Genomic DNA, 26,836 nt, shown 5'->3' on the forward strand with positions numbered 1-26,836 from the left:
GCTAGAGTGTGCCACCCCCGCGGTGCGGCATTAGCGCATTTGGCGGAATGCTGCCAAATTTTCCGGCTTGGTAGTCCTCGAGCGCCTCGATCAATTCCGCGCGGGTGTTCATCACGAAAGGCCCGTAGTGGAATACCGGCTCGCGAATCGGGCGACCGCCCAGAAGCAGCAAATCAATGGCTCCGTGAACGGCCGTCGGGCCTGGATCCTGGATCCGGCGGGCTCCCACGGTGATTCGATCCCCGGGACCCAGTACCGCCAACTGGCCCTGGTGGATCGGATGAGCGACCGGGCCGACGTACCCGCTGCCGGACAACACATAGACCAGCGCATTGAAGTCACGCCGCCATGGAATGTTGAGCTCGGCCCCGTTCTGGATCGTCGTGTGCGCCAAGGTGATCGGGGTATGGGTGACGCCGGGGCCCCGGTGTCCGTCGATGTCGCCGGCGATGATCCGGATCAGCGCTCCGCCGTCCGCGGATGCGAGCAACGCGGCGTCGCCGCCTTCGATGGACTGATACCGCGGGGGCGCGAACTTGTCTTTCCTGGGTAGGTTCACCCAGAGCTGGACGCCGTGGAAGAGCCCGCCGCTGTCGACCAGCTCGGCCGGCGGCGTCTCGATGTGCAGGATGCCCGAGCCCGCCGTCATCCACTGTGTCGCGCCGTCGGCGATCAGGCCGCCACCACCGTGCGAGTCCTGGTGTGCGAACTTTCCGTCGAGCATGTAGGTGACGGTCTCGAAGCCGCGGTGCGGGTGCCAGTCCGTGCCCCGGGGCTCCCCCGGCTGGTACTCGACCTCACCCATCTGGTCCATGTGCACGAAGGGATCCAGCGCGGCGGTGCTGACTCCCGCGAAGGCGCGCACCACCGGGAAACCCTCGCCCTCGTAGCCACGAGGGCCGGTGGTGATCGATCGGACCGGCCGCTCGGTATCGGCGGGGCCGGGACCGCTGACTCGTGGCAACGTCAGCGTGTTTGCCGTGACCGCAGGCATCTGGCCTCCTCATATAGTGGATGCCTTATATAACCGGACTAGGGTCCGCTTATTCCGGAGGCGGTGTGTCGGCCGGCCTGCCTAGGATGACGTGGTGGCGGGGGAGACACGGCGGTGGCCGCGAATGAGCACGTGAGCGACCGGCGGAACGACGAGATGCAGCCTGCGGAAGCGCCCGCCGCGGCGGCCGGCGGGCGATTCGGGTCTTCTATTCGTAATTCGGGTTATCTGCAGAAATGGTTGCTGCTCGGCATCACGATTGGTTTCGTTGCCGGCTTCGGCGCCGTCGCCTTCTACGTGGCGCTGAAGTACGCTGCCGACCTACTCGGATACTTGGCCGACTATCACATTCCGACGCCCGTCGGAGAGGGTGGGAGTCGCGGCTCCACTGGCTTCCACCGCGCGTGGGCGATCCCGTTGGTGACGACGGCGGGTGCGTTGCTGTCCGCGCTGATCGTGACCAAGCTGGCGCCGGAGGCCACCGGTCACGGGACGGACCAAGCCATCGAAGCAGTGCACAGTGATCCCCGGGCCATCCGCTTCCGGGCGGTGGTGGTGAAGATGGTGGCCAGCGCACTGACCATAGGCTCAGGGGGTTCAGCTGGGCGCGAGGGGCCGACCGCTCAGATCTCGGCCGGTTTCTGCTCCTTGCTCACCCGCCGGCTGAACCTCTCCGATGAGGACGGCCGAATCGCGGTGGCGTTGGGTATCGGTGCCGGCATCGGCGCTATTTTCGCCGCTCCGCTGGGCGGCGCGGTGCTGGCCGCCTCGATCACATACCGGGACGACTTCGATTACCGCTGCCTGTTGCCCGGTTTCATCACGTCCGGGACGGCTTATGCGGTGTTCGGGGCGTTCCTCGGGTTTGATCCGCTTTTCGGCTATATCGACGCCGAATATCGCTTCGAAAAGTCTTGGCCGCTGCTGTGGTTCGTCGCCATCGGCCTAGCGGCGGCGGCAATCGGCTATCTCTACGCCAGGACGTTTCACGCCTCGGTGCGGCTCACCCGACGGCTGCCGGGCGGGCCGGTGCTCAAGCCGGCGCTGGGCGGACTGCTAGTCGGCCTGCTGGGTCTGGTGATTCCCCAGATCCTGAGCAGCGGCTACGGGTGGGCACAGCTCGCGGCCGATCGCAGTTCGCTGATGGCTATTCCGTTGTGGATCGTTCTCCTGATGCCGATGGCCAAGATCGTCGCGACGTCGCTATCGATCGGCACCGGCGGCTCCGGCGGTCTGTTCGGTCCCGGCATCGTGATCGGCGCCTTCGTGGGGGCTGCCCTCTGGCGGCTGGGTGAGCTGTCCGGCTTGCCGGGAGTGCCGCACGAGCCTGGGATCTTCGTGGTGGTGGGAATGATGGCCTGCTTCGGCAGCGTTGCCCGCGCGCCGCTGGCCATCATGATCATGGTCGCCGAAATGACCGGCTCATTCTCGATCGTGCCCGGAGCGATCCTGGCCGTCGGAATAGCGGCGTTGCTGATGTCACGGACCAACGTCACTATTTATGAGGCACAGCGGCTGAACCGTGAAACCGCCGAGGCTGAGCGCAAAAGCCAAGCCTCGGCGGCCACTGAGACTGAATTACCTACTGACAGCTAGGATTTGCCACGAGCGCTGCTGGCGGCGTCCTTCTCGGTGGTCTTACCTGTGTGCGCCAGCTCGCCGCCGGCACTTTCCAGGTGCGCCCGGACGAACCATTGAAACTTCTCCAACTGTCCCGCCTGGCCAATCAGCAGGTCCTGGGTCACCTGGTCGAGTTCGTCGGTCTCCGCGATGTAGTGGCGAATGTCCTCGACGACACCCGTATAGACGAGGTCGAGAGCGGCCAGGTGCGCCTGGACCGTGTCGCGACCGACCGAATAGTCGTCCCACGAGCGGTCCTTGATAATGGCGCCGGGCGTGCCTTGCGGCGAAGCACCTAGGGCCGCAATGCGTTCCGCAACATCGTCGGCAAACCCGCGGACAGCGTCCACCTGCGGGTCGATCATCTCGTGCACGCCAATGAAGTTGGGGCCAACCACGTTCCAGTGAATGTGCTTCAGCGTCAGATGAAGATCGTTGTAGGTGCTCAGTTGCTTTTGCAGCAGTTCGGTGAGCCGCGCTGCCTGCTTGTCGGTCAATCCCGGAATTGTGAACTGAGTCATCGCTTCTTTCCTAGCTTCCTTCCATGAAATTCACGCACGGTTACTTGCCTCGTTGGTTACCCGATGGCCAGGCTGAAAAACGCGACGGATCAAAGCGAGTGGATTTGCTGCACCGGCAGCCGCGGGCCGCGGCGGGGCTCGTATGCCAGTCCGCTGGCTTCGAGCAGCCGGACCACACGCTGGCGGTGCGGCCGCATCGGCTCGAGCAGTTCGAGCATGCCCGCGTCATCGACGGGCCGGCCCAGCAACGTCCAGCCGATCATTTTGGGAATGTGGTAGTCGCCCACCGATAGGGCGTCCGCGTCGCCGAAGGCGCGTTGTGCGGTCTCGGCGGCGGTCCACTCCCCCACGCCCGGCAGCGACATCAGCGCCTGACGCGCCTGCACCGTCGGCCGCGACACCAGCCGCTCCAACGACGGGGCCCGCCGCGCACAGGTCACCACGGTCTGCGCCCGTCGCGGGTCGACGTTGGCGCGATGAAATTCCCACGACGGGATGTTCCGCCACACCTGCGCCGGCGGCATGACGCGCATCCCGTCCGGCGCGGGGCCCGGTGCCGGCGTCCCGTACTTCGACACCAGCACCCGCCACGAGCGAAACGCATCGGCGCCGGGCACCCGCTGCTCGATGATCGCGGGGATCAGGGCCTCCAGCACCAGCCCGGTGCGGCCCAGGCGCAGGTGCGGGACCCGTTGGTAGGCGGCGGCAACCGTCGGATGCCGCGGCACGAAGTCCGAGTCGTCGTCCTCGAAACCCAGCATGGCGGGCACCGTTTCGAGGAACTCCTGCGCGCCGCTGCCCCAGGCCGCAGCGTGCGCGGCATTAGGTCCGACGCGGGTGATCCGGGCGGTGACGGACCCGCTGGGCAGCAGGCTGGTGCGCCAGATCGAGCCGTCACCGGGGGCCCGGAAGCACGGATCCCCGAGGCCGCGGCGAAGGGGCGCCAACGTGTGCCCGAAGCTGACCGCTCCGGGAAACACGACCGTGCGCGCGGTCTGCACCTGATGACTCTCCGACTGCTCTCATTGACCGTGAACTGCGTCCCCAGTCAGTATTGCGTTGTGATGACGCCGTTCGATGACCCGCAGGGCGAACTGGCCTGGATGTTCCTGCAGAGCACCAGCGACGGCGGCGACCTGGACGAGGGTTTCGCCCTGCTCAGTGACGACTTCACGTACTGGACGCTCTACACGCGCACGCCCTGCGACAAGCACGTGCTCCGGCGATCGGTCGAGCGACGCAAACAAGACCTCGAGCTGACCATCGATTTGGTGCGCTGCGTCAACGAGGGCGAGACCGTGGTGGTGGAGGCACAGGCCACTGGCACCACGTCCGACGGTGTCGAGTACGACAGCCCGTTCGTGTGCATTTTCGACACCCACGACGGGCTGATCGTCTCGATGCGCGTGTACAGCGATACCCGCGCGGTGGCGGCCGCGCTTCCCGGGTGGATGCCCTACTGAGCCGAAATGCTGATGTCGGCCTTGTTGGGGTAGAACGCGACGTGCCCGGCGATCTTTTCAACCGCCGGATACGGCTGCTCGTACGTCCAGATCACATCGTCGACGGTGTCACCGGCCGAGGTGGTCACGCTGTAGTAGCTCGCGTCGCCCTTGAAGGGGCAGTACGTGCTGGTGTCCGTCCGGGTCAGCCGGTCCTGCACCACGTCGGCGATCGGAATGTATTGCACCGCAGGCAAAGTGGCTTCGCGTAATTCCAGCGCGGCCGTGGTGTCGGCGACGAGCTCGCCGTTGACGCGTACCTGCACCCGCCCCTTGGTCGGCTCGATGGTGATCGGGTGCCCGGCGCTGGGTTCTTTGATTTCCGGGTGGGCCATGGTGGTTCCTCCTTAGACGCCTTACCGTTGTGCAACGCGCGTCCGTGGTCAAGGCTTCCCGTCCGGCGCTCCGAATGCGTAGCGGTGGTATTGCGACATGTTCGCAGCCGCGCGAACGTGCGACATGATTCTGCCCAAGGCTCGGGATGAGCGGGGCAACTGCGCGAAGGTGTACGACTCGAACCATCGTTCCCAGGCCAGCAGCCGCACCCCCGGCACGGCTTCGATGATGTCGTCGGGCCCGTTGATCGCCCAGTGCAGCGTCGATCCGGACCGCCGCACCACGGTGTTCAGCCATTGCGACTTGATGCCCAGCCAATTGAACACATCGAACTGCAGCTCACCCGAACCGAACCGGGCGACCACCCTGCGCAGCAGCGCGGTGCCGTCGCTCTCGGTGAGATACATGGTCAGCCCCTCCCCGATCATCAGCGTGGGACGGTCGGCCGGGATTTCCGCCAGCCATGCCGGGTCGGTGACCGAGGCGGCGACGACGTGGTAGTGATCGCGGCTCGGGTAGAGCTGGGTTCGCAGCGCCACGACCTCGGGGTAGTCGACGTCGTACCACTGGACGTCCGGACCCGGCTGCAAGCGGAAGAATCGGCTGTCCAGCCCGCAGCCCAGGTGCAGCACGACCGAACGCGGATGCGCGGCAAGGAATTTGCGCGTCCATTGGTCGAAGTGCGCCGACCGGGTGGTCACCGACGGCGCCCGCCGCGGGGTGATGGTCGTTTTCTTCCAGTCGTAGTCGATGCGCTCGACGAGCTCCTTCGCATACCGATCGCCCAGGATCGGTTTCGGGAAATCGGCGTCCAGCGCCTTGGCGTAGAACGTCGCCAGCATGGTCTGCGGCGCCCCGCTGAGATCGACGGGAACTCGCGCTGTGGTCACACCGCCCGAGGCTAGTCCTACACCAGGCGCCCGCGCCGCGTCCTGAACAGCGGTCGGCGTGGTGTTCAGCTCGGAGTTGCGCTCCTGCCTTTGGCATCTCGGATCGCGGCCCAGAACCGGGCCGCCTCCCGGATGGATTCCTCGACCGGGCGCGGCTGCCAGCCCAATTCTCGGACGGCCTTGCTGTGGTCGACGGGCGCTTCGGCCCGCATCATGCGCACCGACGCCAGGCTGAGTTCGGCGTCCTTGCCGGTGAGGCGTGCCCGCAGGTTGCCCAGCGCGCCCATCGCATAAAGCGCCGGGACGGGGATCGAGCGCCGCGGCGCAGGCACACCGGCCTCGTCGGCCGCGATCCGGACTACCTCCTTCAACGGGATCATTCGCTCGGAGATCAGGTACCGCTCGCCGATGCGCCCGCGTTCGGCGGCCAGGATCATCGCCCGGGCGGCGTCGGCGACACCGACGACTTCGAGCTGGATGCCCTCCATCGTGAAGGGCAGCTTGCCGAAGACCGTTCCGGCGATGAACGCGCCGTGCGGGGTGCGGCCCCAGTCGCCGCTGCCGTACGTCGTCGACACGCACATCGCCACCGCGGGCAGCCCGGCCTCGGCCACGTAGCGCATCACCAGGTTCTCGGCCTGGACCCGGGACTGGACGTAGTCCGACAACCCCCGGGTGCCGACGACGTCCTCTTCGGTCGCGACGTGCCCGTGGCGCCGGCCCACAGTCGCGTAGGTGCTGGTGAAGATGAACCGGCGCAGGCCGGGTCGCGCGACGGCCACGTCGAGAACGTTGCGCAGTCCTTCGACGTTGGTGCGAAACAGCGGCCTGGTATCGCGCAGCCAGGCCCGGGTGTCCACGACGCAGTACTAGACGTCGTCGACGCCGTCCATCGCCTCCTGCAGCACGGCGGTGTCGAACACGTCGCCGTGAAACCGGGTGAGCTCGAGGTCGTCGATCGAGCGGGTGTTCGCGCCCTCGCGCACCATGGCCCGCACCTGGTGGCCGTCGGCGACGAGTTGGCGGGTCACATGCGAACCCAGAAAACCGTTGGCGCCGATAACCAGTTTGGGTTTGGTGCTCACTGGGCGCCGCCGTACTGCTCCATGAAACGCGCGGCGTCATCGTCGAGTGTGCCGAGCTCCTGCGCCTTACGGCACCACTTCAACGTTGCCTGCACGAAGCGCAGCGGGTTGTAGATGTCTTCCTGCTGACGCCACAGGCCGTTGCCGGCGTAGGTGATGATCGAGATGTTCGTCGCGCTGATTACGGTGCCGTCGCCGGGATCGCGCATCGGGTTGTCGAGTTCCATGATGATGCGGCCGCCTGCCTCGTCGATCACCGACCACAGCGACGGGAACGCGACCATATGGCTGCCGGGAAAGCTGCCCATCGTCTTGCTGATCCACTCGCGGACCTCGTCGCGGCCGTGCATGGTGCCGGCCGCGTGCTCGATGTATACGACGTCGGGTGTGTAGTGCTGAACCCACGCGTCCCAGTCCTGGGATTGCGCCGCCGCATCGACGGTCGCTTCGAATTTCTCGAAGGCGGCGGCCAGTTCGCTACGCGAGAATTGCCGGCTGTTCACGCGAAAACTAGAACACGTTCTACCGTGGTTTGTCGAGAGCTTTGCCTCGTAGGTGTATCCGATGACGAACGTCAGGATAATCGGAGGGAGATTGCGACCATTCGGTCAGAGCGAAACGAGGCAACGACATGACCAACACGCAAAAGGCGATCCTCGCCGGCGGCTGCTTTTGGGGGATGCAGGAACTGATCCGCAAGCAGCCGGGCGTGGTTTCGACCCGGGTCGGTTACACCGGCGGCGACGTCCCCAACGCGACCTACCGCAACCACGGCACCCACGCCGAGGCGATCGAGATCGTCTATGACCCAGCGGTCACCGACTACCGCACGATGCTGGAGTTCTTCTTCCAGATCCACGATCCGACAACGAAAGACCGGCAGGGCAACGACCGGGGACCCAGTTACCGGTCGGCCATCTTCTATGTCGACGACGAGCAGAAGCGGATCGCGCTGGACACCATCGCCGACGTGGAGGCGTCCGGGCTGTGGCCCGGCAAGGTGGTGACCGAGGTCAGCCCGGCCGGCGACTTCTGGGAAGCCGAGCCCGAACACCAGGACTACCTGCAGCACTTTCCCAACGGCTATACCTGCCACTTCATCCGCCCGGGCTGGAAGCTGCCGCGCCGGGCGACCGCGGGCCAGTAGCGGCGCCGGGCTCGCCCCCGGCACTGTGCGGCGCCACCGTTAACGGCGCACACCGATGTCGCTCACAACATCGACATTGCGATCCTGCAGGCGCAAGATCTAACCCATCGGATGCAGTGCGCGCCGGCGTGGGTGCGCTTTTCATATGCATGAAAAGTCCGCTCGCGAAGGGAACTCGGGCTCATGTCGTCTCCACCCACCGTCTGGGATGTCACCTACGATCTGCTGCGCACCTTGGGATTGACGACGGTGTTCGGCAATCCGGGATCGACCGAGCAGACATTCCTCAAGAACTTCCCCGCCGACTTCAGCTACGTGCTGGGACTGCAGGAGGCGTCGGTGCTGGCCATGGCGGACGGGTTCGCCCAGTCCAGCGGCAAGCCGGCGCTGGTGAACCTGCACACCGCGGCGGGCACCGGCAACGCCATGGGCAGCCTGATCGCGGCGTACAAGAGCAACACCCCACTGATCGTCACGGCCGGGCAGCAAACGCGCGAAATGGTGCTCTGTGAGCCATATCTGACGAATACCAGCGAGACTCAACTGCCGCTGCCATGGGTGAAGTGGGCGTATCAGCCCGTCCGCGCCGAGGACGTGCCGGCGGCATTCATGCGGGCCTACACCGTCGCGGTGCAGCCGCCCGCGGGTCCGGTGTATCTATCCATCCCCCTGGACGATTGGGAGAAGCCGGCCCTGGGCCCGGCCGTGATTCGCACGGCGAGTCAGCGGTGTGCGCCCGACGCGGAGCGCCTGCGGGCCTTCGCTGAGCGCATCAACCGGGCGCAGCGGCCGCTGCTGGTCTTCGGACCCGAGGTCGATCGGGCCGGCGCCTGGGATGCCGCCGTTGCATTCGCCGAGAAGGTCAACGCGCCCGTGCATGCCGGCCCGTTGCCGGACCGATTGTCGTTCCCCGAGGATCACCCGCTTTATCAGGGCATGTTGCCGATGACCATCGCCGAGGTGACAGAGGTGCTGCGCGGGCATGACCTCGTGGTGGTGATAGGCGCGCAGGTGTTCCGCTACTACCCGTACGTGGCCGGGGACTATCTGCCCGAGGGCACTGACCTGTTGCACATCACCGCCGATCCGGGGCTGACGGCCGCGGCACCTGTCGGCGACAGCTTGTTGAGCGACACACTGCTCGCCCTGCAGGAGCTGACCCCGTTGATCGAAACCGGTTCCGGCCGAACAACACCCAGGCCACTCGACCGGACGCCGGGAACGGTGGAGCCGGCCAGCACCCCGCTGACACCGGCTCAGGTGTACTCCGCGTTGAACACGGTGAAGCCGCCCGAGGCGGCACTGGTCAACGAGTCGACGTCGACAATGGCCGAGCAGGCGCACTGGCTGCCCACCGTCCGGTCGACCTCCTTCTTCGCCACGGGCAGCGGAGGCATCGGGTGGGGAGTGCCGGGCGCGGTCGGCGTCGCGCTGGGCGATCGCGCCGCGGGGCGCAAACGTGCGGTTGTAGCGACTATCGGTGACGGGTCATTCCAGTATTCGATCCAGGCGATCTGGACGGCGGCTCAGCACAAGCTACCGATCGTGTTCGTCGTGATGCGCAACGGTGAATATGCCGTCTTGAAATCATTTGCGTTGCTTGAGAAGACACCGGGAGTGCCGGGCCTGGATCTGCCCGGCCTGGAAATCGAATCGTTGGCCACGGGCTTCGGCTGCCACGCCGTCACGGTGGGCGATACCGAGCAGCTGGTCAAGGAGTTCAACGCCGCGCTTTCCGCCGATGGGCCCACCGTCATCGTGGTGCCGACGAAACCCCAAGTCGCACACCTGGGCTGAGCGGCTCCTGTACCTGTGATCTCGCATGCGGCGCGATAGCCGATGTGAGCGCCCGGTGGGGGTGCGCCGCACGGACTAGGCTTCCGTCATGGCAGCCTCTGCGGCGGACCCGCAATTGGCCGAACTCGGCGCGGCCCTGCTGTCGCGCGCCGACGAGCTGGCCGATACCATGGTGGCGCTGTTGCGGCGCGACGTGGGCTTCCACCGCACCGTGGCGTTGGTGACGGACGACCAACTGCGCGGCGCGATCCGGACTCATCTGGATTTCATTCTGGGCGTTTTCGGTGCTCCGCAGCGCGATTACGACACCGCGGCGGCCGCCGCGACCGGGCGCAGCCGGGCCGCTGCCGGGGTTCCACTGCCGGCGGTGATGGATTCCTACCGGCTCTGCGCTCGCTTTCTCTGGGACGAACTGCGGGTGGAAGCGGGCCGCGCCGGGGCCGTGACCGACGGCGGGCTGGTGCGCGCCTCGTCGGCGATGTGGCTTGCGCTCGAGGAATTCACCACCGCGATGGTCAGCGGGTACCAGGAAGAGATGGCCCGCCGGCTCGTGGACCGCCAGCAGGAGCGCTCGGCCATGGTGCAGGCGCTGATCGACGGCCGGCTGGCAGATACCGTGGACCTCTGGAATACCGCCGACACACTGCGCATTTCGGTGCGGGGGCCCTACACGGTGGTCTGCGCGGAATTGTCCAGCATCGGCCGATCGGTGTTGCCGGGCATCGAGAACCGGCTGGCTGCGCGAGGGGTTTCATCCGCCTGGCGATTACAGCCCGACATCGAGATCGGCATCCTGCAACTCGGCCCGAACAAGTCGATCGACCTCGTGATCGAGGAGCTGAGCAAGCATACGGCCACCCGGATCGGGATCAGCCCTCCGATAATGGATCTCGGGCAGACCGCAGGCGCGTTGCGCTACGCGAGGATCGCGATGACGGCGTCGCGCCCCGATCGCGGGCCGATCACCGTCTTCGATCGCGACGTCATGGCCATCACGGCGGTGGCCGCCCCCGAGGTGATGGACCGCGTTGCGGCCAACGTCCTCGGTGCTCTGGACGAGTTGCCTGAGCACGAACGAGAGGCGCTGCTCGACACGCTCGAGGCGTGGTTCGACCATGGGGGTTCGGCCGAGCGCGCGGCACAGGCCCTGTACGTTCACGCCAACACGGTGCGCCAACGGCTGCGCAAGATCGAGCAGCGGACGGGGCGTCCGGTCACCGAACCACGCGCCGCGGCGGAACTGTGTGTCGCGCTAGAAACCATCCGCCGCGTCGCAAACCGGAACCCTGGCGCCGAGTTCAGCGCCGGCGCACCACGATCCGGCCGCCGCCCTTCGGGGTGAACGCGACCCCGCGGCCATGCCACCGCTCGCCGGGCGCGTCCGTCGTTTCGATCGCCAAGCGGCGCAACACCGTCCGGAGCACGACGTCCATCTCCATGTTGGCGAACGCCGCCCCGACGCATCGGCGGGTCCCACCACCGAACGGGATCCACGACAACGCCGACGGTTTGGTCCCGATGAAGCGTTGCGGGTCGAAACGGTCGGGGTCGGGGAACACGTCGGGGTTACTGTGAATCTGCCCGATTCCGATGATGATGGAATCGCCCCGCGGGATCACCCACTCGCCGAGGCGGAAGGCCTCGGGGTAGACGTGGCGGCCGGCGAGGTCGATTACGGTCCTGGCCCGCTGGACCTCCAAGATCGTGGCCTGACGCAGCTCGCTGCCGCCGTTGTCGGCCTCCTCGACGAGCGCCTTGAGCAGCTCAGGGTGCCGGCTTATCCGCTCGAAGGCCCACCCCAGCGTGGAGGCGGTGGTTTCGTGTCCGGCGGCCAGCAGGGTGAGCAGCTCATCGCCGATGTCCTTGCGCGACATGGCCGAACCGTCTTCGTAGGTGGTGCGCAACAGCATCGCCAGGACGTCGGTCCGCTCGTCGAAGTGCGAATCGGCCCGCTCGTCGTCGATCAACTTGTCGATGACCCGGTCGTACCGGCGCCGCCATTCGGCCAGCCGGCCCCAAGGGCTGTACCGGCCGTAGTCGCGTTTGGGCATCGGGATCGAGGCCAATCGCGATCCCAGGGTGACCCACGGTGGTATGAGCCGGCGCAGCTCGTCGAGCTCGGCGCCCTCCGCGCCGAAAACCGCACGCAGGATGGCGTTCAGCGTGATCCGCATCATCGGCGGCAGCGTGGCAAACGCGCTGCCTTCTGGCCAGTCGGCGATCTCGCGCAGCGTCTCTTCTTCGATGATGCTTTCGTACTTCTTCATGCTCTTGCCGTGGAACGGCGGTGCCAACAGCCGGCGCCGTTGGCGATGCGCATCGCCCTCGAGCGCGAACACCGACCCGGTGCCGAACAGCCTGCCCAGATTGGGCTGGATGTTGCCGAGCTCCTCGGGGCTGGTCGTGAAGATCTGCTTGGCCAACTGCGGGTCACCCACGGCGATGACGCGCCCGTACATCGGCAGGTTGAGCGTGAAGATGTTGCCGTGGCGGCGCGTCAGCCGTTGAATCATCCAGCGCCGCGACATCGCGAAGCCAAGGCCCTGAAGCACCTTGGGAATTCGGGCGGCCGGAGGCAAGTGGACCGCGGTCGGCGGGGCGGCGACTTGTTGGCTCATGACGACCATTTCTCCCAACATCTGCCCCGGCACCGGGGTGGTACGACGATGTACCGCAACATCTTCTGAGTACGGTACTCTGAAGTACCAAGCCTGACAAGGTGCCGCACACACCGAAAGGGGCGCCCGCGTGACACCAGCGGTGACAACGACGGCCGCCGACGCGGTCGCGGGCGAGGCACCCGCCGAGCCGGATCCGTTTCGGCAACGCCTGCTCGACGGTCTCGCCGCCTCGATCACCGAGCGGGGCTACCGCGCCAGCACGGTCGCCGACGTCGTCCGCTGTGCGCGCACGTCCAAGCGCACCTTCTACGACCACTTCGCCGGCAAGGAAGAGTGTTTTCTCGAACTGCTGGCCGTCGACATCGAGAAACTGGGCGCCCAGATCACCGCCTCGGTCGATCCCGAGGCCGATTGGCACGTCCAGATCCGCCAGGCGGTCGAGGCCTATGTCGGATACATCGAGGCCCGCCCGGCCATCACATTGAGCTGGATACGCGAACTGCCCTCGCTGGGTGCGGCCGCTCGCCCGGTCCAGCGCCGGGGGCTGCAGTTGCTGACCAGCCTGCTGATCGACCTCAGCGCCAGTCCCGGGTTCCGGCGCGCCAAGCTGCCCCCGTTGACCGCACCGTTGGCCGTGATCCTGTTGGGCGGCCTGCGGGAGCTGACCGCACTTGCGGTCGAAGACGATAAACCGGTCCGAGAAATCGTGGAACCGGCCGTGGATGCATCCGTAGCTCTGCTCGGTCCGCGCTATTAGGCCCGCACATCCGCGTAAGTGAAAGTGTCACAAGCCATTCCGGCCCTGACCTGGTCAGGCTAGGCTCACCGCAGACCCATTCTTTCCGACTTGGAGGATCCTGCTATGCGGCTCTCGACACGAAACCAGCTCAGGGGGACCATCACCGAGGTCGAACTCGGCACCGTGATGGCCGTGGTGAAGGTGACGCTCGACGGCGGCGATCAGGTCGTCACGTCGTCAGTCACCAAGGATGCCGCGGCCGACCTCGGACTCAAGGTCGGCCAGCCGGCGACCGTGTTCATCAAATCGACCGAAGTCACCATCGGCGTCGAATAGGGTCGGGGCCAAAAGGCTTCGTTCGCTTTATTTTTCGGCGAGAAAAGCGCGAACCCGGTCCAGGACCAGATCGGGACGCTGGTCGACGATCCAATGGCCGACGCCGTCGACCAGCTCCACCTCGAAATCGTCGATGTGATCGGCATATCCGTCGGTGAGGTCCGCGGTGATCACCGGATCTTTGGTTCCGGTCAGCCAGCGGACCGGGACGTCGACGCGAGCATCGTTGTACTGGCCGCGCATCCATTTGCGCATCTCTTTGGTTTGGAAGCTGCGGTACCACCGCGAACCCGCCTCCGCGTGGCCGGGCTGTTGCATGCACTCGAGATACATGCGGGTGTCGTCCTCGGGCAGGGTATAACCACCGCCGACCCATGACCCGAGCATTCGGACGAACCGGGAGTTGGGATCGCTGATCACCCGCGGCCCGATGACCGGCAGCGAAATAGGGATCTGATACCAGAACCGCCAGATGTTCAGCAGCGTCGACAGGCTCGGCTTCACCCACGGTGCAACGGTATTCACGCCGAAGAACCCGGTGACCCGCTCCGGGTGGCGCAGCATCATGATGAACGCGACCGGCCCGCCCCAGTCGTGGGCCACCAGCTTGACCGTTGCGACACCCAAGCGATCCAGCACCCCGGCCAGATCGTCGGCCATCTCGTCCTTGGTGTAGCTGGTGCGTGGCGCCGAGCTCCAGCCCGAGCCGCGTAGGTCCGGACACAACACCCGGTAGCCGTCGGCGGCCAGCGGCCCGATCAACTCGCGCCATTCCCACCAGTTCTGCGGGAAGCCGTGCACCAACATCACCGCGGGCCCGCTCGCCGGCCCGGCGTCCGCGACATGGATCGTCACGCCGCTTCCCAGATCGACGTACCTGTGTTGCACACCGTCCAGCGCGGGCATAGTGACCATGAATTGAGAACGTAGCGGCTCGGAGAGGCTTAGGCCAGAAACCGCTCGACGTACGGCGCGAAGCGCTCGCGCAAGTCGCCCTCATCCAGCCCGAACATCTCGTAGGACGCCTCGACATTGCCCAGTCGCCCGCGCCGGTGGCCGGCGAGGTAGTCGCCGACGGCCGCACGCGCCTCCTCGGTGAACGGTTCGCCGGCCAGGGCGTATACCCGCTCGGCAACGCCGAGTTCGTCCGCCATGAAGTCGTCGAACCGGATGTCGATCGAGCGGTCCGGACCGATGGTGTCGCGGTCGCGGATCAGCGCGGTGAGCATTTGGTCGAGGCGGTCGATCCAAGAGCTGGCGATCTGCTGCACCGGCACCGGCGAGCGGTGCATGCGGGCGGAGTAGGTGATCATCGCGATCATCGACAGCGCCACCGGGACCGGGTCGCGGTGGGTGAACACGACGATGCTGTCGGGGAACACCCGATTCAGGACGGGCACCTGCTCGAGATGCTGAGGCGATTTGAGCAGCCAGCGCCGTCCGCCGCGCAGGAACTGCATCGCCCGGAGTTGAGTGGCCAGGTATTGATAGTGCGGCGTCTGATCGTGAGCCTGGTAGTACTCACGCCAGCGCGGCACGTCGGCGAGCGTCTCCAGCAGCATCGTGGACACGTCGTTGGCCAGCAGCTGGATCTCTTCGTGGACGTGGTCGGTGGTCATCTCGTGCATCAGCGGGAAATGCGGCATCACCATGTTGATCACACCGACCGCGACATCCATCCGGGTCCGCCGCGGATCCGGTTGCACCCCAGCTTCGTTCGGGATGGGGAACGGCTCGTTGCTTTCCCAGTACGGCACGGTGCGAAAGGTCGGCGGCGCTGCCAGCAGGTTGTGTAGGTGCGTGGTGCCGGTGCGGGGCAGCCCGGCAATGACCACCGGCGAGCGCAGTTCGATCCCGTTGATCTCGGGATGGCGAGTCAGCAGATCGGTCAACAGCAGCCGGTTCTTGAGGACCTGCAGCAGCTGCCCGTAGAAATTGACCACTCCGGCGTCGTGCAATCCGTCGATCTCGCGTAGCGCGGCGAGGTAGACCTCGAGGCGCTCGCGGTAGTCGTCGGGTCCGAAATCGTGCAAACCGGTGTCGGCGCTGGCGTTGGCGTGCAGCGCGTCGGCATCCAGCGGGCACTCCGGAGCCATTGTGGCCATCATGTCCAGAATCTGCTGGCCCTCGGCACTGAACCGGGGCCGGGCGAGGTCGTCGAGTCGAACGGTCACGGCGACTTATGTTACTCTGAGTTCCGTAATGGTAGTAGATTTTGGCAGACCCCGTGACCCCCGGATCGACACCGCGGTGCTGAGCGCGACGGTCGAACTGCTGGCTGAAACCGGTTACCCCGGCTTACTGGTCTCCGCCATCGCCGAGCGCGCCGGTACCAGCAAGCCCGCGATTTATCGCCGCTGGCCCAGCAAGGCGCACCTGGTGCACGAGGCGGTCTTCCCGATCGGCGCCGGCACCGCCATCCCCGATACCGGATCGACGACCGACGGCCTGCGCGAGATGGTCCGCCGCACAATGGCTTTCCTCACCACGCCGGCCGCCAGGTCGGCCCTGCCGGGGCTGATCGGCGAGATGGCCGCGGATCCGACGCTGCATTCGGCGCTCTTGGAGCGCTTCGCCGGCGTCATCGGCGGCGGCCTCGCCGACTGGCTGGCGGCGGCCGCGGCGCGCGATGACGTACGGCCGGACGTTACGGCCGCCGAACTGGCCGAGACCATCGCCGGCATCACGCTGGTAGCCCTGCTCACCCGCGCCACCGAACTCGACGATGCGTGGGTCGATCGCACCACCACGTTGCTCCTGAAAGGAATCAGCGCATGACGCACCAATCGACCGAGGCGTGGCAGGACCTGCTGAAAACCCTTGGCGAACAGGGTCACTCATTCCTCCAGGGGGACCGTGCAGTCACCGACGACCGACACGTCGCCGACGGCTACCGCATGCTGGCCGCCACCCTGGGCGTGGCCCTGGACACCTACCTGTTTCCCGAGCCGGGCCGGCCGCAGTTCGTCGCGGTCAACACGCCCTTTCGCCGCGACCGCCGCTGGGGCGGGGACAACACGGACGCCTACTACTACATCTGCCCGGTCGATCCCGCGCGCCGGTACCGGATCAGCGGGAACAAGGGTGACAGCGTGTACTTCTCGGTGACGGCCTACAACGAGCCCACACCGGGCGCCTGGTCGGATCGGGTCGTCGCAATCGTCCGCGACACCGACCTCGATGTCGACGCCGACGGCAACTTCGTCTTCGAATTTCCCGCCACGCCCGACGCGGCCGTACTGATGACCCGCGACTATCAGGCCGACCCGCTGACCGGGCGCCCGGCGACCTGGCGCATCGAGGCGCTCGACGAGCCCGACCCGATCCGGCACGGTGACGCCGAGACCGCGGCGAGCCTGCGCGCCGCCGCCACCTGGTTGCGGACCATGTTCGCCATCGTGCCGCTGGCGGTTGGGAACCGGGTGGACGAGCAGCATGCGCTGGGCCACGAAACCGCCCATGCCGCCAACACTTTCGCCGATCCCTATCAGGTGCCGGACGCCAACTTCGGCTGGTCGGCGCGCGACGCCTGTTACTCGTACGGCAGTTTCGTGCTCGACGAGGACGAGGCACTGGTGATCACGCACCGGCCGCCGTCATGCAGGTTCTGGAACCTGGTGGTGTGGAACCAGTTCATGGCGACGGTCGGCCCGGAGGACGCCCGATGCTCCCTCAACGGCCACAGCGCCGTCCTCAACAGCGACGGCTCCGTCACGGTCGTCTTGTCCGCCGGCAAGACGGCGCACCCCAATTCGCTTACCACGCTAGGCTATCCGCGCGGAAACCTGGCCTTTCGTTGGTTCCTTGCCGACGGCGTGCCGCAGCGGCCCGAGGTGCGACTCGTCAAGGCGGCCGACGCCCCCACCGACGTGAGCTAGGTCAGGCGGACCAGTTCGATCGCCCGGCCCAGCGTCTCCAGCTTGGCGTCCAGGGTCTCGCCCGCGGGGTACAGCCGCACGGTGTTCACCCCGGCGTCGCGCCACACCGCCAGGCGCGCGGAAACCATCTCCTCGGTCCCGATGAGGGTGGTGGCCAGCACCATCTCGTCGGTCACCAGGCCGGCCGCCCCGTCCCGGTCGCCGCGCTGCCAGCGCTCGCGCACCGCGGCGGCAACGTCGGCCCAGCCCTGCCGGCTGTAGGCCCGGTTGTAGAAATTCGTGCTCGACGATCCCATGCCGCCGAGGCTGAAGGCCAGCTCCTTCTTGCGGCCCGCGATCATGCCCCGCAGCTCGTGTTCGTCTGCGGCGAAGGCGACTTCGGCACCCTGGCAGATGTCGAGGTCGGCTCGGGAACGGTTCGCGGCGGCCAGCCCGTCGTCGAGGTGGGAGAAGTAGGCATCGCCGGCGCCCTCGGGGACGAAGCTGGTGCCCAGCCAGCCGTCGGCGACCCGCCCGGTCAACCGCAGCATCGCCGGTGACAGGGCGGCCAGGTACACCGGAATGGGGTGCTCGGGGCGGTTCGACAACCGCATGGGCACCGCGTCGCCGCCGGGCCGGGGAATCTCGAATTCCTGGCCGGCATAAGAGATTTTTCCGCCCGCGAATGCCTGCCGCACGACGTCGATCGTCTCCGAGATGCGCGCCAGCGGCCGGCTGAACGGGACGCCGTGCAGGCCCTCGATCACCTGCGGGCCCGAGGCACCCAACCCGAGCAGGAATCGCCCGTTCGACAGGTTGGACAGCGTGATCGCGGTCTGGGCGACCATCACCGGCGAGCGGGTGCCGACCTGCAGGACGCCGGAACCCAGCAGCATCCGCTCGGTGCGGGCCGCCAGATAGCCGAGCGCCGACGGCGCATCCGCGCCCCACGCCTCAGCCACCCAGCAGACGTCGAGACCCAGCTTCTCCGCCTCGACGGCCAACGCCACGACCTCAACGGCCTCGCCCCCGGCACCGGAGAGCTCGACCGTCGTGGCGGTCCGCATCAATGCACTCCGTGTTCGGCCAGCCGTTTGATCGCCGCCAGGGTCTTTGCGATCGCGCCCTCGAATTCGCGCAGCCGCACGAACACAATCTTCTGCTCCTTGTCGGGCATCGCCTCGAGGGCCACCGACAGGCCCGAGCGTCCGGGTCCCATCTGCATCCAGTAACTCAGGACGGTGCCGCCGTCGCGCGGCGTCAGCCGGAATCGCCACATGGCCGCGGGGTCGTCCGGTTGGCCGACGGCCCAGGTGAATTCGTGCGGCTGATCGCAGGCGACGATGTGTGAGGTGCTGCTCCACTGCCCGAACGCGTCGTGCTCATTGTGTCCGATGAAGCGAGCGCCGACCCGCGGGCCATCCGATCCCTCCGCCCATTCCACGGCCTTCAGCTCACTGCTGAACGTGGGCATCAGCGCGATATCGGAGACCAGGCTCCAGACCCGGGCCGGGTCGGCGTCGATCCACGTCGAAGCTTCCACTGTCGGGGTATCCGCGTAGCGCGCGCCGGTCCATTCCACGGACCTCATTGTCCCCCTGTCCCGGCGCGAGGCAATGCCCGCCGGGTGGATTTACGCGGCGACCGGCTCGGGCTCGGGGGACTTCTCGGCGCCGGCTTTCTGCACCCACGAGTCGGGGAAGGCCAGCCGGACGATCTTGCGCACGACGGTGCCGAACTGGCGCAGCAGCGGTCCGCCGTTGTACGGGATGCCGTAGCGTTCGCAGATCTCCTGCACCTCGGCGGCGATCTCGGAGTACCGGCGGGCCGGCATGTCCGGGAACAGGTGGTGCTCGATCTGGTGCGACAGGTTGCCGGAGAGCAGGTGAAAGAGCTTGCCGCCGGTAAGGTTTGCCGAGCCGAGCACCTGGCGGAAGTACCACATGCCGCGCGACTCGTCCTTGGTCTCCTCGACGGTGAATTCCTGTGTGCCGTCCGGGAAGTGGCCGCAGAAGATGATCATGTACGACCACACGTTGCGCATCAGGTTGGCGGTGAGGTTGCCGGTGAAGACGAACGGCGCGACGGGCCCGGCCAGCAGCGGGAAGGCGACGTAGTCCTTGAGGGTCTGGCGACGGGTCTTTTTCCAGATGGCCCGAAGGACTTCGCGCTTGTCCTCGAGCCGGATCTCACCGGAGCGGATGCGCTCGGTTTCCAGCTCGTGCAACGCGACCCCGTACTGGAACAACACCATCAGCAGGAAGGCGTAGATCGGGTTGCCGAGGAAGTACGGCTGCCACCGCTGGTCCTCGCTCATCCGCAGAATTCCGTAGCCGATGTCGCGGTCCATCCCGACGATGTTGGTGTGGGTGTGGTGCATGTAGTTGTGCGAGTGTCGCCATTGATCGGCCGGGCACGCCGTGTCCCACTCGAAGGTGCGACCGGAGATGGCCGGGTCGCGCATCCAGTCATACTGCCCGTGCATGATGTTGTGGCCGATCTCCATGTTGTCCAGGATTTTCGACAGGCCCAGCATCGTGGTGCCGGCCAACCATGCCGGCGGCAGGAACCCGGCGAACAACAGCGCCCGGCCACCGACTTCCAACGCACGCTGCGTCTTGATGACGCCGCGGATGTAGTCGGCGTCCTTCTCGCCGAGTTCTGCCATCACTCGCTCCTTGATGGCGTCGAGTTCACGGCCGAATGCGTCGGCCTGTTCGGGTGTCAGAGTGATCGTGTTGTTCGACATTGCTTGTCCTCCAAGTCTTTTTCTGAGCTGTGCCGATTTAGCGCTACAGCGACAGGTCCACGTCACCGACCGGAACGGACACGCAGATCTGCACGTCCTCATCGGGAGCGGTCGAGACCGCGCCGGTGACCAGGTTGCGCACGGTGCCGGCGGTTTTGCGCCGCGTGCAGGTGTGGCAGATGCCCATCCGGCATCCGTTTTCGGGCGTCAGGCCCGCAGACTCGGCCTGCTCCAGCAGCGACCGCCCATCATCGACGATGTCAACTCCGCTGTCGGCGAACGTGACTCGTCCACCAGACGGATTCGCCGGCGCATCGAAGGTCGGCGGCACGAAGCTCTCGGTGTACACGTTGTCGCAGTGCGACCGGACTGCTTCCACCAGAGGCGTTGGCCCACACACGAATACCGCATCGGGTGACGGCATCGCGGCGGCCAGGTGTTCCGGACCGAACCGCCCGACGAGGTCGCCGTCGTCGGATCGGGTATATCCGTGCAGCACCCGCACCGGGGCCATCGCGGCCAGCTCGTTGCGGTAGCACGCCTCGGCGGGGGTGCGGGCGTAGTGGATGAATGCGATCTCGCCCGGATGGCCCTGGGCGACCAGGGTGCGCGCCATCGACAACACGGGGGTGATACCGCTGCCCCCCGAAATGAAGAGGATGCGCTGGGGGCTTTGCGGTCCCCGCGCCGGCAACGTGAAGTCGCCACCGGTGCCCGTCAGACCGACGACCATGCCGCGGTGGGCGTATTCGTACAGATAGTTCGAGACCAGGCCGCCCTCGTGCCGGCCGATGGTCAACTCGAGGCTGGCCGTCCCTTCGGCGTTGGCGGGTGAATAGCAGCGGGTGTGCCGGCGGCCGTCGATCTCGACGGTGAGGTTGACGTACTGGCCGGCCTTCAGGCTGTGGGCGGACAGGAAGGTGTCGTTGGGGATCAGGGTCAGGGTGACACTGCGCGGGGTGGTCCGGCGCACGTCGGTCACTTTGGCGCGAGCTTCGCCCAGCGTCCAAGTCGGCGCCACCAGCTCGGTGTAGCGGTCGACGCCGTGTGGACCGGTCAACAGGTCTAAGAGCTCTGAACCCAACACGCGCTGCCGAAGGGTCCGCGCGAGGACTCGGCCAGAAACTTGAGCGGTTTGAGTGAACATGTGTATACCGTGCGACCGCAATGCCCATGCAGTCAAGGGTTAACTGCCTGGCTGTGGTAGGGTTCACACAGTGAACGGCCGTACTCCTAGCTCACGCGGGCGCGGCTCTGGTCGCGAACGCTCGCGCGAAAGCCAGTCGCGTGAGGAGCGTAAGGAGGCGACCCGTCGGGCCATCATCGCGGCGGCGCTCAAGCTGTTGCAGGACCGTAGTTTCTCCAGCCTGAGCCTGCGCGAGGTGACCCGCGAGGTCGGAATCGTTCCAGCGGCGTTCTACCGGCATTTCGAGTCGATGGAGGCCCTCGGCCTGGTCTTGATCGACGAGTCGTTCCGAAGCCTGCGCGACACCCTGCGTGATGCCCGCGCCGGCAAGCTCGACCCGAACCGGGTGATCGAGTCGTCCGTGGAGATCCTGGTCGCCAGCGTCGCCGACCGGCGCGAGCACTGGCGGCTCATCGGCCGTGAGCGCAACAGCGGCTTGTCGGTGCTGCGGTACGCCATTCGCACCGAGATCCGGCTGATCACCTCCGAACTGGCCACCGACCTGGCGCGATTCCCCGGGCTGAACAAATGGACCACCGAAGATCTCAACGTGCTCGCGACCCTGTTCGTCAACGCCATGATCGTGATCGCCGAGGCCATCGAGGATTCGCAGAGCACCGAGGCGACCGAAGACATCCGCAGGCTTGCGGTCAAGCAGCTGAGGATGATCGCCACCGGTATCGCCGGCTGGCGCAGCACGCCCTGAGTGCGTCGCCTGCAGTAAACAGCCGAGCACTGACTTACTCGTCGACGACCTCGTACAGCGAGTCGCCGTCTTCGGGGGTGCCGTCGATCTGGCCCCGATGGGCGCGCCGCGGTTTGTCGTCGACCGGCTCGATGGCATCGGGAACGTCCGGCTCCTCGGCCGCCAACCTGGCATCGAGGGATTCACCCTCGCGTTCCTCCCTGGCCGTCATACCGAACCGGTCGGCCTCGCTCCACCCTTCAGGGGGGTCGACGACGATGTCACCGTCATCGTTGCGCAGCTCGTCCGAGTCGGTACCTTCGCTCGGGTTCAAGGTGTCACCCGGGCCGCCCTCTTCGGGGAAGTCCGCCGGATCAACCAGCTCGTCCGCCTGGGGGTTATCGCTCATGCCAAACCGGTTGCCCGCGCCATCCGGGGGTTAAACGCGGGCAGAGCGCCATTGCGGCTATCCGCTAACGCGGCGGGCGCCACATGGCCCACAGGGTCGGACCACCGTCCGGCAGTGCGATCTCCCGGGTGACCGTGAAGCCGAATCGCTCGTAGTAGGGCACGTTTTCGGGCTTGCTCGACTCGAGATAGGCCGGGCAGTACTCGGCGTCGCAGCGGTCGAGCCGCGATCTCATCAGCGCCTGACCGAATCCCTTGCCACGGACGTCCGGATCGCTGCCGATCACGGCCAGGTACCAGTGCGGTTCGGCAGGATGCACGCTCTTCATCAAGTCCTGGATCGCGCGTCCACGCATCGAGCGCAGGCCGAACACCCGGATGAAGGTCGGGGTCATCGCCAGCTGCGCGCGAGACGTCTCCTGCCACTGATCGGGCGGATCCCACAGCGCCGCAGCGCCGATACCCGCGTCCGCGCAGGCCACCTCCACGCCGCCGCGGGACAGGTGGTGGTGGCGCGTCATCGTCGCGAACAGGCGGGCCAGCTGCGCGGTCCGCTTGTTCTGATCGGGAATCAACCAGATCATCACCGGATCGTCGTAGAACGCGCGCGCCAGCGTGCGCGACAGCGCGCGGACGTCGGCTCTGACTGCCGGGCGGACCTGCGGGGTCATCCGCAACACGCTAGTGCGTGTGAGGCCCGATGGGATGGGTACGCCGATCCGGTGACCGGCATCTCGCGGCGAGCGTTCGGACGGGTGGCAGCCGGTGTGGGCATGCTCGGGTCCGTCGGGGTGGCCGACGGATGCGCGAAACCGGCCGGCGACCATGGCAAGTCCAGCGGTCCGCCGCCGGCGGGTAAGGGCGTGGGGTTCGTGCTCTCCCACGAGCAGTTCCGCACCGATCGGCTGGTCGCACAGGCGCAGGCGGCCGAGCGAGCGGGCTTTCAATACGTGTGGGCCAGCGATCACATCCAGCCGTGGCAGGACAACGAAGGCCACGCGATGTTTCCCTGGCTGACGCTGGCGCTGGTGGGCAGCGCAACCAGCCATGTTTCGTTCGGCACCGGGGTGACATGTCCGACCTACCGGTACCACCCCGCCACCGTCGCCCAGGCGTTCGCCTCCCTGGCGATCCTCAACCCCGGCAGGGTGTTTCTGGGGGTGGGCACCGGTGAGCGCCTCAACGAACAGGCCACCACCAACACCTACGGCAACTACGCTGAGCGCCACGACCGGCTGGCCGAAGCGATCGATCTGATCCGCCAACTGTGGAGTGGCGCTCGAATCTCATACTCCGGGCGCTATTTCCAGACGAACTCGCTGAAGCTATACGACGTTCCGGCCACCCCGCCACCGATCTTCGTGGCCGCCGCAGGCCCGAAAAGCGTGCAGCTCGCCGGACAGCGCGGCGATGGCTGGATCACCCAGGCCCACGATGTCACGAACCCAAAACTGTTGGCGGCCTTCGCTGCCGGCGCACAAGCCGCCGGCCGTGACGCGGGCACGCTGGGCAAGCGCGCCGAACTGTTCGCGGTCGTCGGAGACAACGCCGCGGCCGCCCGGGCCGCCACGCTGTGGCGTTTTACTGCCGGGGCGGCCGATCAGCCCAATCCCGTCGAGATCCAGCGCGCGGCCGAGGCCAACCCCGTCGACAAGGTGCTGGCCGGCTGGACAGTCGGCACTGACCCGGCTCCGCACATCGACGCCGTGCAGCGGGTGCTGAACGCCGGCGCCGTCCCGTTCCTGCACTTCCCCCAAGACGATCCCGTCGTGGCCATCGAGTTCTACCGCGACAACGTCTTTCCGAAATTGCGCTGAACTGACCTCGGCCGCCTACCGTTTCGGTGCCGCCGCTCCGGGTATCCGCACGCAACTTCTAACAGCCCAACTGGAAGGCAACATGGACGCAATCACTTTTCTTCGTCAAGACCACAAAAGTGTGCTCGGCTTGTTGGAGACGCTTGACGGTGCGCCGTCGGGCTCCGGTGCACAGGCGAGCGGCCTGGAGACCATGGTGAACAACCTCATCATCGCCGAGTCGCAGCACGAAGCTATCGAGGAGCAGTTCTTCTGGCCCGCGGTGCGGGATGCGATCGGTGACGGACTCGTCGAAAATGCGCTCGAGCAGGAACAGGCCGGCAAGAAGCTGCTGCAGCGCCTCGAGGACGGCAAGCCGGGTGAACCCGATTACCACGAAGCGTTGCAGGAATTCGTCAAGGCCGCCCGCGAACACATCGCCTACGAACAGAACGAGGTGTGGCCACAGGTCGAAACGGTGCTCAGCCGCGCGGATTTGGAAGAGATCGGCGCAAAGTTGGAAGCCGGGAAGAAGATCGCCCCGACCCGGCCGCATCCCAACACCCCGCCGAACCCCGCGGTGCTGAAAACGGTGGGAATGGGTGCGGCGGTGGTCGACCATGTACGCGACGCGGTGACCGGCCGCGGCGAGGACAACCCGCCGGATCCCCAGATGCACTGACACCGGTTGGAGGCCGGGCACCGACTATGTCGGCGCCCGGCCTTTCCGGCTCCAATTACCCTGTGGGAACGTGCTGTTCGTGGGTGAACGGCTTCTCGGCGTTGACGGCCGGCGAGCCCTGCGGGTTCTCCGCCGTGCCGGTGTTCTTGCGCGTGGTGCCGCCCAACCATTGTTCTTCGGGCTTTTCGACGTACTCCCATTCCATGCCCTCGGGCCACGGTCCCTGGCCCTGGTTCCACGGGCCGCGAACGGACTCGCCGCCACCGTTGGACATGTTGAACGCGACGTTCTGGAAGCGCGGGTCACCCGGCAACTGCCCGGGCGGGAAGTTCACCGGCAGCTCGTTGAGCGCGGCGCTGAATTGCTGATAGTGCGCCACCTCGCGCGTCATCAGGAACGTCAGGGTGTCCTGCACGCCGGGGTCGTCGGTGTACTGCTTGAGGTATTCGTAAACGACCTTGGCGCGCGATTCCGCTGCGACGTTGTTGCGCAGGTCCACGGTCGGGTCGCCGTTGGCGTCGATGTAGGCGCCGGTCCAGTTGTTTCCGCCGGAGTCCTTGACGTCCGGCCCACCGCCGCTGAGCACCAGGAACAGCGGGTTGACCGCCACCGAATGGATGAGGCCGTCGCGACCGCCGCCATCGGCCGCCACGGCCGGCATCCAGTCGCATTTCTCGTGGGCGATCTTGAGGTTGTCGTTGAGCCCGTCCAGCAACAGGGTGATCATCGACCCGACCATCTCGAGGTGGCTCAGCTCCTCGGTGGCGATGTCCATGAACAGGTCGTACATCTTCGGATTCTTTTGGCGCAGCACGAAAGCCTGCGTGAAGTACTGCAGCGCGGCGGTCAGTTCGCCGTTGGCGCCACCGAACTGCTCCATCAGCAGTGACGCGAAGCGGGGATCGGGTCGCTCGACGCGAACTTCGAATTGAAGATCTTTGTTGTGCAAAAACACTGGGGCCTCCTGGGATAGATCGGGCTGTCGACGGCGGATACCCGGGGCCTATTACGGCAAACTGCGAAGACATCAACTTTCTGGACGCTCGCCGCTAAGCGCTCCTGGAAGACGCGGGGGTGACGCCCGTGGGCACATCGTGGAGAATCCGGTCCCATGGAGTCTTTAGACCCGGCCTCTCAGCACGAGCTGGCCACGCGCATGGCGGAGCTTGCCCGCGAGATCGCCACACCACGCTCGCTCGACCAAGTTCTCACCGACGTGACCACCACCGCAATCAAGCTGATTCCGGCGGCGGACATCGCGGGAGTCTTGCTGCTCAAAGGGGGTGGAGAGTTCGATTCGGTCGCGGACACCGACAGCCTGGTCGCCAAGCTCGACAAGCTGCAGCACGACTTCGGCGAGGGCCCCTGCCATGACGCCGCTCTCAAGGAAACGATTGTGCGCACCGACGACCTCCGCGAGGAGCCCCGCTGGCCCAATTACGCACCGGCGGCCGTGGAACACGGTGTGCTGAGCAGCCTCTCCTTCAAGCTGTATACGGCGGAGCGCACCGCCGGCGCCCTGAACCTGTTCAGTTTTCGGCCCGGCGTGTGGGACACCGAAGCCGAGACGATCGGATCCGTGTTCGCCGCGCACGCCGCCTCGGCGATCATGGCCGGAAGCCATGGACGGCAAATGCAATCGGCCCTGTCCACCCGAGACCGAATCGGCCAGGCCAAGGGCATCATCATGGAGCGCTACGGCGTCGACGACGTGCGCGCCTTCGAGCTGCTGCGACGGCTGTCCCAGGAAAGCCAGACCAAGCTCGTCGACGTCGCCCAGGGCGTGATAGACACCCGCCGCCCCGACTGATTCTTGATCGCGCCGCTCTAGGATGAAATGGCTTCATCAACGAGTCCGGCGCGGCGTTGCGCCGGGGATTGGTTG

29 protein-coding genes and 1 pseudogene are annotated in these 26,836 nt (G+C 66.5%); 13 read left to right on the top strand and 17 right to left on the bottom strand.

The annotated features are described in order from the left end of the window. Window position 1: 1 nt before the first annotated feature. Window positions 2-994 carry a pirin family protein gene (locus tag MTY59_RS06580; RefSeq protein WP_221044960.1) on the bottom strand — a complete coding sequence of 331 codons (993 nt, stop codon included), beginning with the start codon at window positions 992-994 and terminating at the stop codon, window positions 2-4. Window positions 995-1,150: 156 nt separating this feature from the next. On the opposite strand from MTY59_RS06580, the gene MTY59_RS06585 reads away from it, so the two are divergent. Then, window positions 1,151-2,590, top strand: coding sequence for a chloride channel protein (locus tag MTY59_RS06585; RefSeq protein WP_221046289.1), 1,440 nt, complete (start codon window positions 1,151-1,153; stop codon window positions 2,588-2,590). On the opposite strand, the gene MTY59_RS06590 is transcribed toward MTY59_RS06585, so the two are convergent. Together MTY59_RS06590 and MTY59_RS06595 are read right to left on the bottom strand one after the other, a co-directional pair. Further along, window positions 2,587-3,135 (bottom strand): Dps family protein, encoded by a 549-nt coding sequence (locus MTY59_RS06590; RefSeq protein WP_221044961.1) that lies wholly within the window; start codon window positions 3,133-3,135, stop codon window positions 2,587-2,589. The two genes, MTY59_RS06585 and MTY59_RS06590, sit on opposite strands and share 4 nt — an antisense overlap. An 89-nt stretch (window positions 3,136-3,224) precedes the next feature. Then, window positions 3,225-4,136, bottom strand: coding sequence for a DNA-3-methyladenine glycosylase family protein (locus MTY59_RS06595; RefSeq protein ID WP_221044962.1), 912 nt, complete (start codon window positions 4,134-4,136; stop codon window positions 3,225-3,227). Window positions 4,137-4,196: 60 nt separating this feature from the next. Here MTY59_RS06595 and MTY59_RS06600 point away from each other — a divergent pair, with 60 nt between their 5' ends. Continuing rightward, on the top strand, window positions 4,197-4,598 hold the full coding sequence (locus MTY59_RS06600) for a nuclear transport factor 2 family protein (protein ID WP_221044963.1): 402 nt from the start codon (window positions 4,197-4,199) through the stop codon (window positions 4,596-4,598). Here the strand turns inward: MTY59_RS06600 and MTY59_RS06605 are convergent. The 4 genes and pseudogenes from MTY59_RS06605 to MTY59_RS06620 all read right to left on the bottom strand — a co-directional run bounded on the left by MTY59_RS06605 (window position 4,592) and on the right by MTY59_RS06620 (window position 7,451). Further along, window positions 4,592-4,972 (bottom strand): DUF427 domain-containing protein, encoded by a 381-nt coding sequence (locus tag MTY59_RS06605; protein WP_221044964.1) that lies wholly within the window; start codon window positions 4,970-4,972, stop codon window positions 4,592-4,594. The genes MTY59_RS06600 and MTY59_RS06605 overlap by 7 nt on opposite strands. A gap of 48 nt (window positions 4,973-5,020) precedes the next feature. Next, a complete protein-coding gene (locus MTY59_RS06610) occupies window positions 5,021-5,815 on the bottom strand; it encodes a class I SAM-dependent methyltransferase (RefSeq protein ID WP_221046290.1) in 795 nt (264 codons plus the stop codon). 113 nt (window positions 5,816-5,928) lie between these two features. Then, a pseudogene (locus MTY59_RS06615) lies at window positions 5,929-6,948 on the bottom strand (NAD-dependent epimerase/dehydratase family protein). Next, window positions 6,945-7,451 (bottom strand): nuclear transport factor 2 family protein, encoded by a 507-nt coding sequence (locus MTY59_RS06620; RefSeq protein ID WP_221044965.1) that lies wholly within the window; start codon window positions 7,449-7,451, stop codon window positions 6,945-6,947. Before MTY59_RS06620 ends, MTY59_RS06615 begins: the two are co-directional and overlap by 4 nt. Before the next feature lie 128 nt (window positions 7,452-7,579). On the opposite strand from MTY59_RS06620, the gene msrA reads away from it, so the two are divergent. The 3 genes from msrA (at window position 7,580) to MTY59_RS06635 (ending at window position 11,234) form a co-directional block, all read left to right on the top strand. Continuing rightward, a complete protein-coding gene (gene msrA, locus MTY59_RS06625) occupies window positions 7,580-8,095 on the top strand; it encodes a peptide-methionine (S)-S-oxide reductase MsrA (RefSeq protein ID WP_221044966.1) in 516 nt (171 codons plus the stop codon). 183 nt (window positions 8,096-8,278) lie between these two features. Then, window positions 8,279-9,892: a benzoylformate decarboxylase gene (mdlC, locus tag MTY59_RS06630; RefSeq protein WP_221044967.1), complete on the top strand. Its 1,614-nt coding sequence runs from the start codon at window positions 8,279-8,281 to the stop codon at window positions 9,890-9,892. An 88-nt stretch (window positions 9,893-9,980) separates the two neighbouring features. Beyond that, on the top strand, window positions 9,981-11,234 hold the full coding sequence (locus MTY59_RS06635; protein ID WP_221044968.1) for a PucR family transcriptional regulator: 1,254 nt from the start codon (window positions 9,981-9,983) through the stop codon (window positions 11,232-11,234). Here the strand turns inward: MTY59_RS06635 and MTY59_RS06640 are convergent. Continuing rightward, complete coding sequence (locus MTY59_RS06640; protein ID WP_221044969.1) at window positions 11,191-12,510, bottom strand: cytochrome P450; 1,320 nt, start codon at window positions 12,508-12,510, stop codon at window positions 11,191-11,193. The two genes, MTY59_RS06635 and MTY59_RS06640, sit on opposite strands and share 44 nt — an antisense overlap. A 142-nt stretch (window positions 12,511-12,652) precedes the next feature. Here MTY59_RS06640 and MTY59_RS06645 point away from each other — a divergent pair, with 142 nt between their 5' ends. After that, on the top strand, window positions 12,653-13,270 hold the full coding sequence (locus MTY59_RS06645; RefSeq protein WP_221046291.1) for a TetR/AcrR family transcriptional regulator: 618 nt from the start codon (window positions 12,653-12,655) through the stop codon (window positions 13,268-13,270). 105 nt (window positions 13,271-13,375) lie between these two features. Further along, a complete protein-coding gene (locus MTY59_RS06650; protein ID WP_221044970.1) occupies window positions 13,376-13,588 on the top strand; it encodes a TOBE domain-containing protein in 213 nt (70 codons plus the stop codon). Between the two features lie 27 nt (window positions 13,589-13,615). On the opposite strand, the gene MTY59_RS06655 is transcribed toward MTY59_RS06650, so the two are convergent. After that, a complete protein-coding gene (locus MTY59_RS06655; protein ID WP_221044971.1) occupies window positions 13,616-14,503 on the bottom strand; it encodes an alpha/beta fold hydrolase in 888 nt (295 codons plus the stop codon). Between the two features lie 29 nt (window positions 14,504-14,532). After that, a complete protein-coding gene (locus tag MTY59_RS06660) occupies window positions 14,533-15,762 on the bottom strand; it encodes a sulfotransferase family protein (RefSeq protein ID WP_221044972.1) in 1,230 nt (409 codons plus the stop codon). 28 nt (window positions 15,763-15,790) lie between these two features. Between MTY59_RS06660 and MTY59_RS06665 the strand changes: the two genes are divergently transcribed. Both MTY59_RS06665 and MTY59_RS06670 read left to right on the top strand, forming a co-directional pair. Continuing rightward, a complete protein-coding gene (locus tag MTY59_RS06665; protein ID WP_221044973.1) occupies window positions 15,791-16,366 on the top strand; it encodes a TetR/AcrR family transcriptional regulator in 576 nt (191 codons plus the stop codon). Further along, the gene (locus MTY59_RS06670; protein WP_221044974.1) at window positions 16,363-17,466 is read left to right on the top strand and encodes a DUF1214 domain-containing protein; all 1,104 of its coding nucleotides are present in this window, start codon (window positions 16,363-16,365) and stop codon (window positions 17,464-17,466) included. The genes MTY59_RS06665 and MTY59_RS06670 overlap by 4 nt, the downstream gene beginning before the upstream one ends. Here MTY59_RS06670 and MTY59_RS06675 read toward each other — a convergent pair. From MTY59_RS06675 to MTY59_RS06690, 4 genes are read right to left on the bottom strand one after another with little or no spacing between them, the layout of a single operon-like run. Then, window positions 17,463-18,512, bottom strand: coding sequence for an LLM class flavin-dependent oxidoreductase (locus MTY59_RS06675; protein ID WP_221044975.1), 1,050 nt, complete (start codon window positions 18,510-18,512; stop codon window positions 17,463-17,465). The genes MTY59_RS06670 and MTY59_RS06675 overlap by 4 nt on opposite strands. After that, the gene (locus tag MTY59_RS06680) at window positions 18,512-19,036 is read right to left on the bottom strand and encodes an SRPBCC family protein (protein ID WP_221044976.1); all 525 of its coding nucleotides are present in this window, start codon (window positions 19,034-19,036) and stop codon (window positions 18,512-18,514) included. Before MTY59_RS06680 ends, MTY59_RS06675 begins: the two co-directional genes overlap by 1 nt. A gap of 42 nt (window positions 19,037-19,078) precedes the next feature. Next, window positions 19,079-20,194: a fatty acid desaturase family protein gene (locus tag MTY59_RS06685; protein ID WP_221044977.1), complete on the bottom strand. Its 1,116-nt coding sequence runs from the start codon at window positions 20,192-20,194 to the stop codon at window positions 19,079-19,081. A gap of 43 nt (window positions 20,195-20,237) precedes the next feature. Continuing rightward, a complete protein-coding gene (locus MTY59_RS06690) occupies window positions 20,238-21,341 on the bottom strand; it encodes a ferredoxin reductase (RefSeq protein ID WP_221044978.1) in 1,104 nt (367 codons plus the stop codon). A gap of 70 nt (window positions 21,342-21,411) precedes the next feature. Here MTY59_RS06690 and MTY59_RS06695 point away from each other — a divergent pair, with 70 nt between their 5' ends. Then, complete coding sequence (locus tag MTY59_RS06695) at window positions 21,412-22,086, top strand: TetR family transcriptional regulator (protein WP_221044979.1); 675 nt, start codon at window positions 21,412-21,414, stop codon at window positions 22,084-22,086. Between the two features lie 34 nt (window positions 22,087-22,120). Here the strand turns inward: MTY59_RS06695 and MTY59_RS06700 are convergent, their stop codons facing one another. Both MTY59_RS06700 and MTY59_RS06705 read right to left on the bottom strand, forming a co-directional pair. Then, entirely contained in the window at window positions 22,121-22,474 is a 354-nt protein-coding gene (locus MTY59_RS06700) for a hypothetical protein (RefSeq protein ID WP_221044980.1), read from the bottom strand. 64 nt (window positions 22,475-22,538) lie between these two features. Further along, window positions 22,539-23,144, bottom strand: a complete 606-nt coding sequence (locus MTY59_RS06705) for a GNAT family N-acetyltransferase (protein ID WP_221044981.1) — start codon at window positions 23,142-23,144, stop codon at window positions 22,539-22,541. Between the two features lie 51 nt (window positions 23,145-23,195). Between MTY59_RS06705 and MTY59_RS06710 the strand changes: the two genes are divergently transcribed. Both MTY59_RS06710 and MTY59_RS06715 read left to right on the top strand, forming a co-directional pair. Beyond that, complete coding sequence (locus tag MTY59_RS06710) at window positions 23,196-24,290, top strand: F420-dependent hydroxymycolic acid dehydrogenase (RefSeq protein WP_221044982.1); 1,095 nt, start codon at window positions 23,196-23,198, stop codon at window positions 24,288-24,290. 82 nt (window positions 24,291-24,372) lie between these two features. Then, window positions 24,373-24,951, top strand: coding sequence for a hemerythrin domain-containing protein (locus MTY59_RS06715; RefSeq protein ID WP_221044983.1), 579 nt, complete (start codon window positions 24,373-24,375; stop codon window positions 24,949-24,951). Window positions 24,952-25,006: 55 nt separating this feature from the next. Here the strand turns inward: MTY59_RS06715 and MTY59_RS06720 are convergent, their stop codons facing one another. After that, a complete protein-coding gene (locus tag MTY59_RS06720) occupies window positions 25,007-25,906 on the bottom strand; it encodes a manganese catalase family protein (protein WP_221044984.1) in 900 nt (299 codons plus the stop codon). Between the two features lie 156 nt (window positions 25,907-26,062). On the opposite strand from MTY59_RS06720, the gene MTY59_RS06725 reads away from it, so the two are divergent. Beyond that, window positions 26,063-26,761 (top strand): GAF and ANTAR domain-containing protein, encoded by a 699-nt coding sequence (locus MTY59_RS06725; protein ID WP_221044985.1) that lies wholly within the window; start codon window positions 26,063-26,065, stop codon window positions 26,759-26,761. Window positions 26,762-26,836 lie beyond the last annotated feature (75 nt).

Origin of the sequence: Mycobacterium senriense, from assembly GCF_019668465.1 — a bacterium.
GTDB lineage: Bacteria > Actinomycetota > Actinomycetes > Mycobacteriales > Mycobacteriaceae > Mycobacterium > Mycobacterium senriense.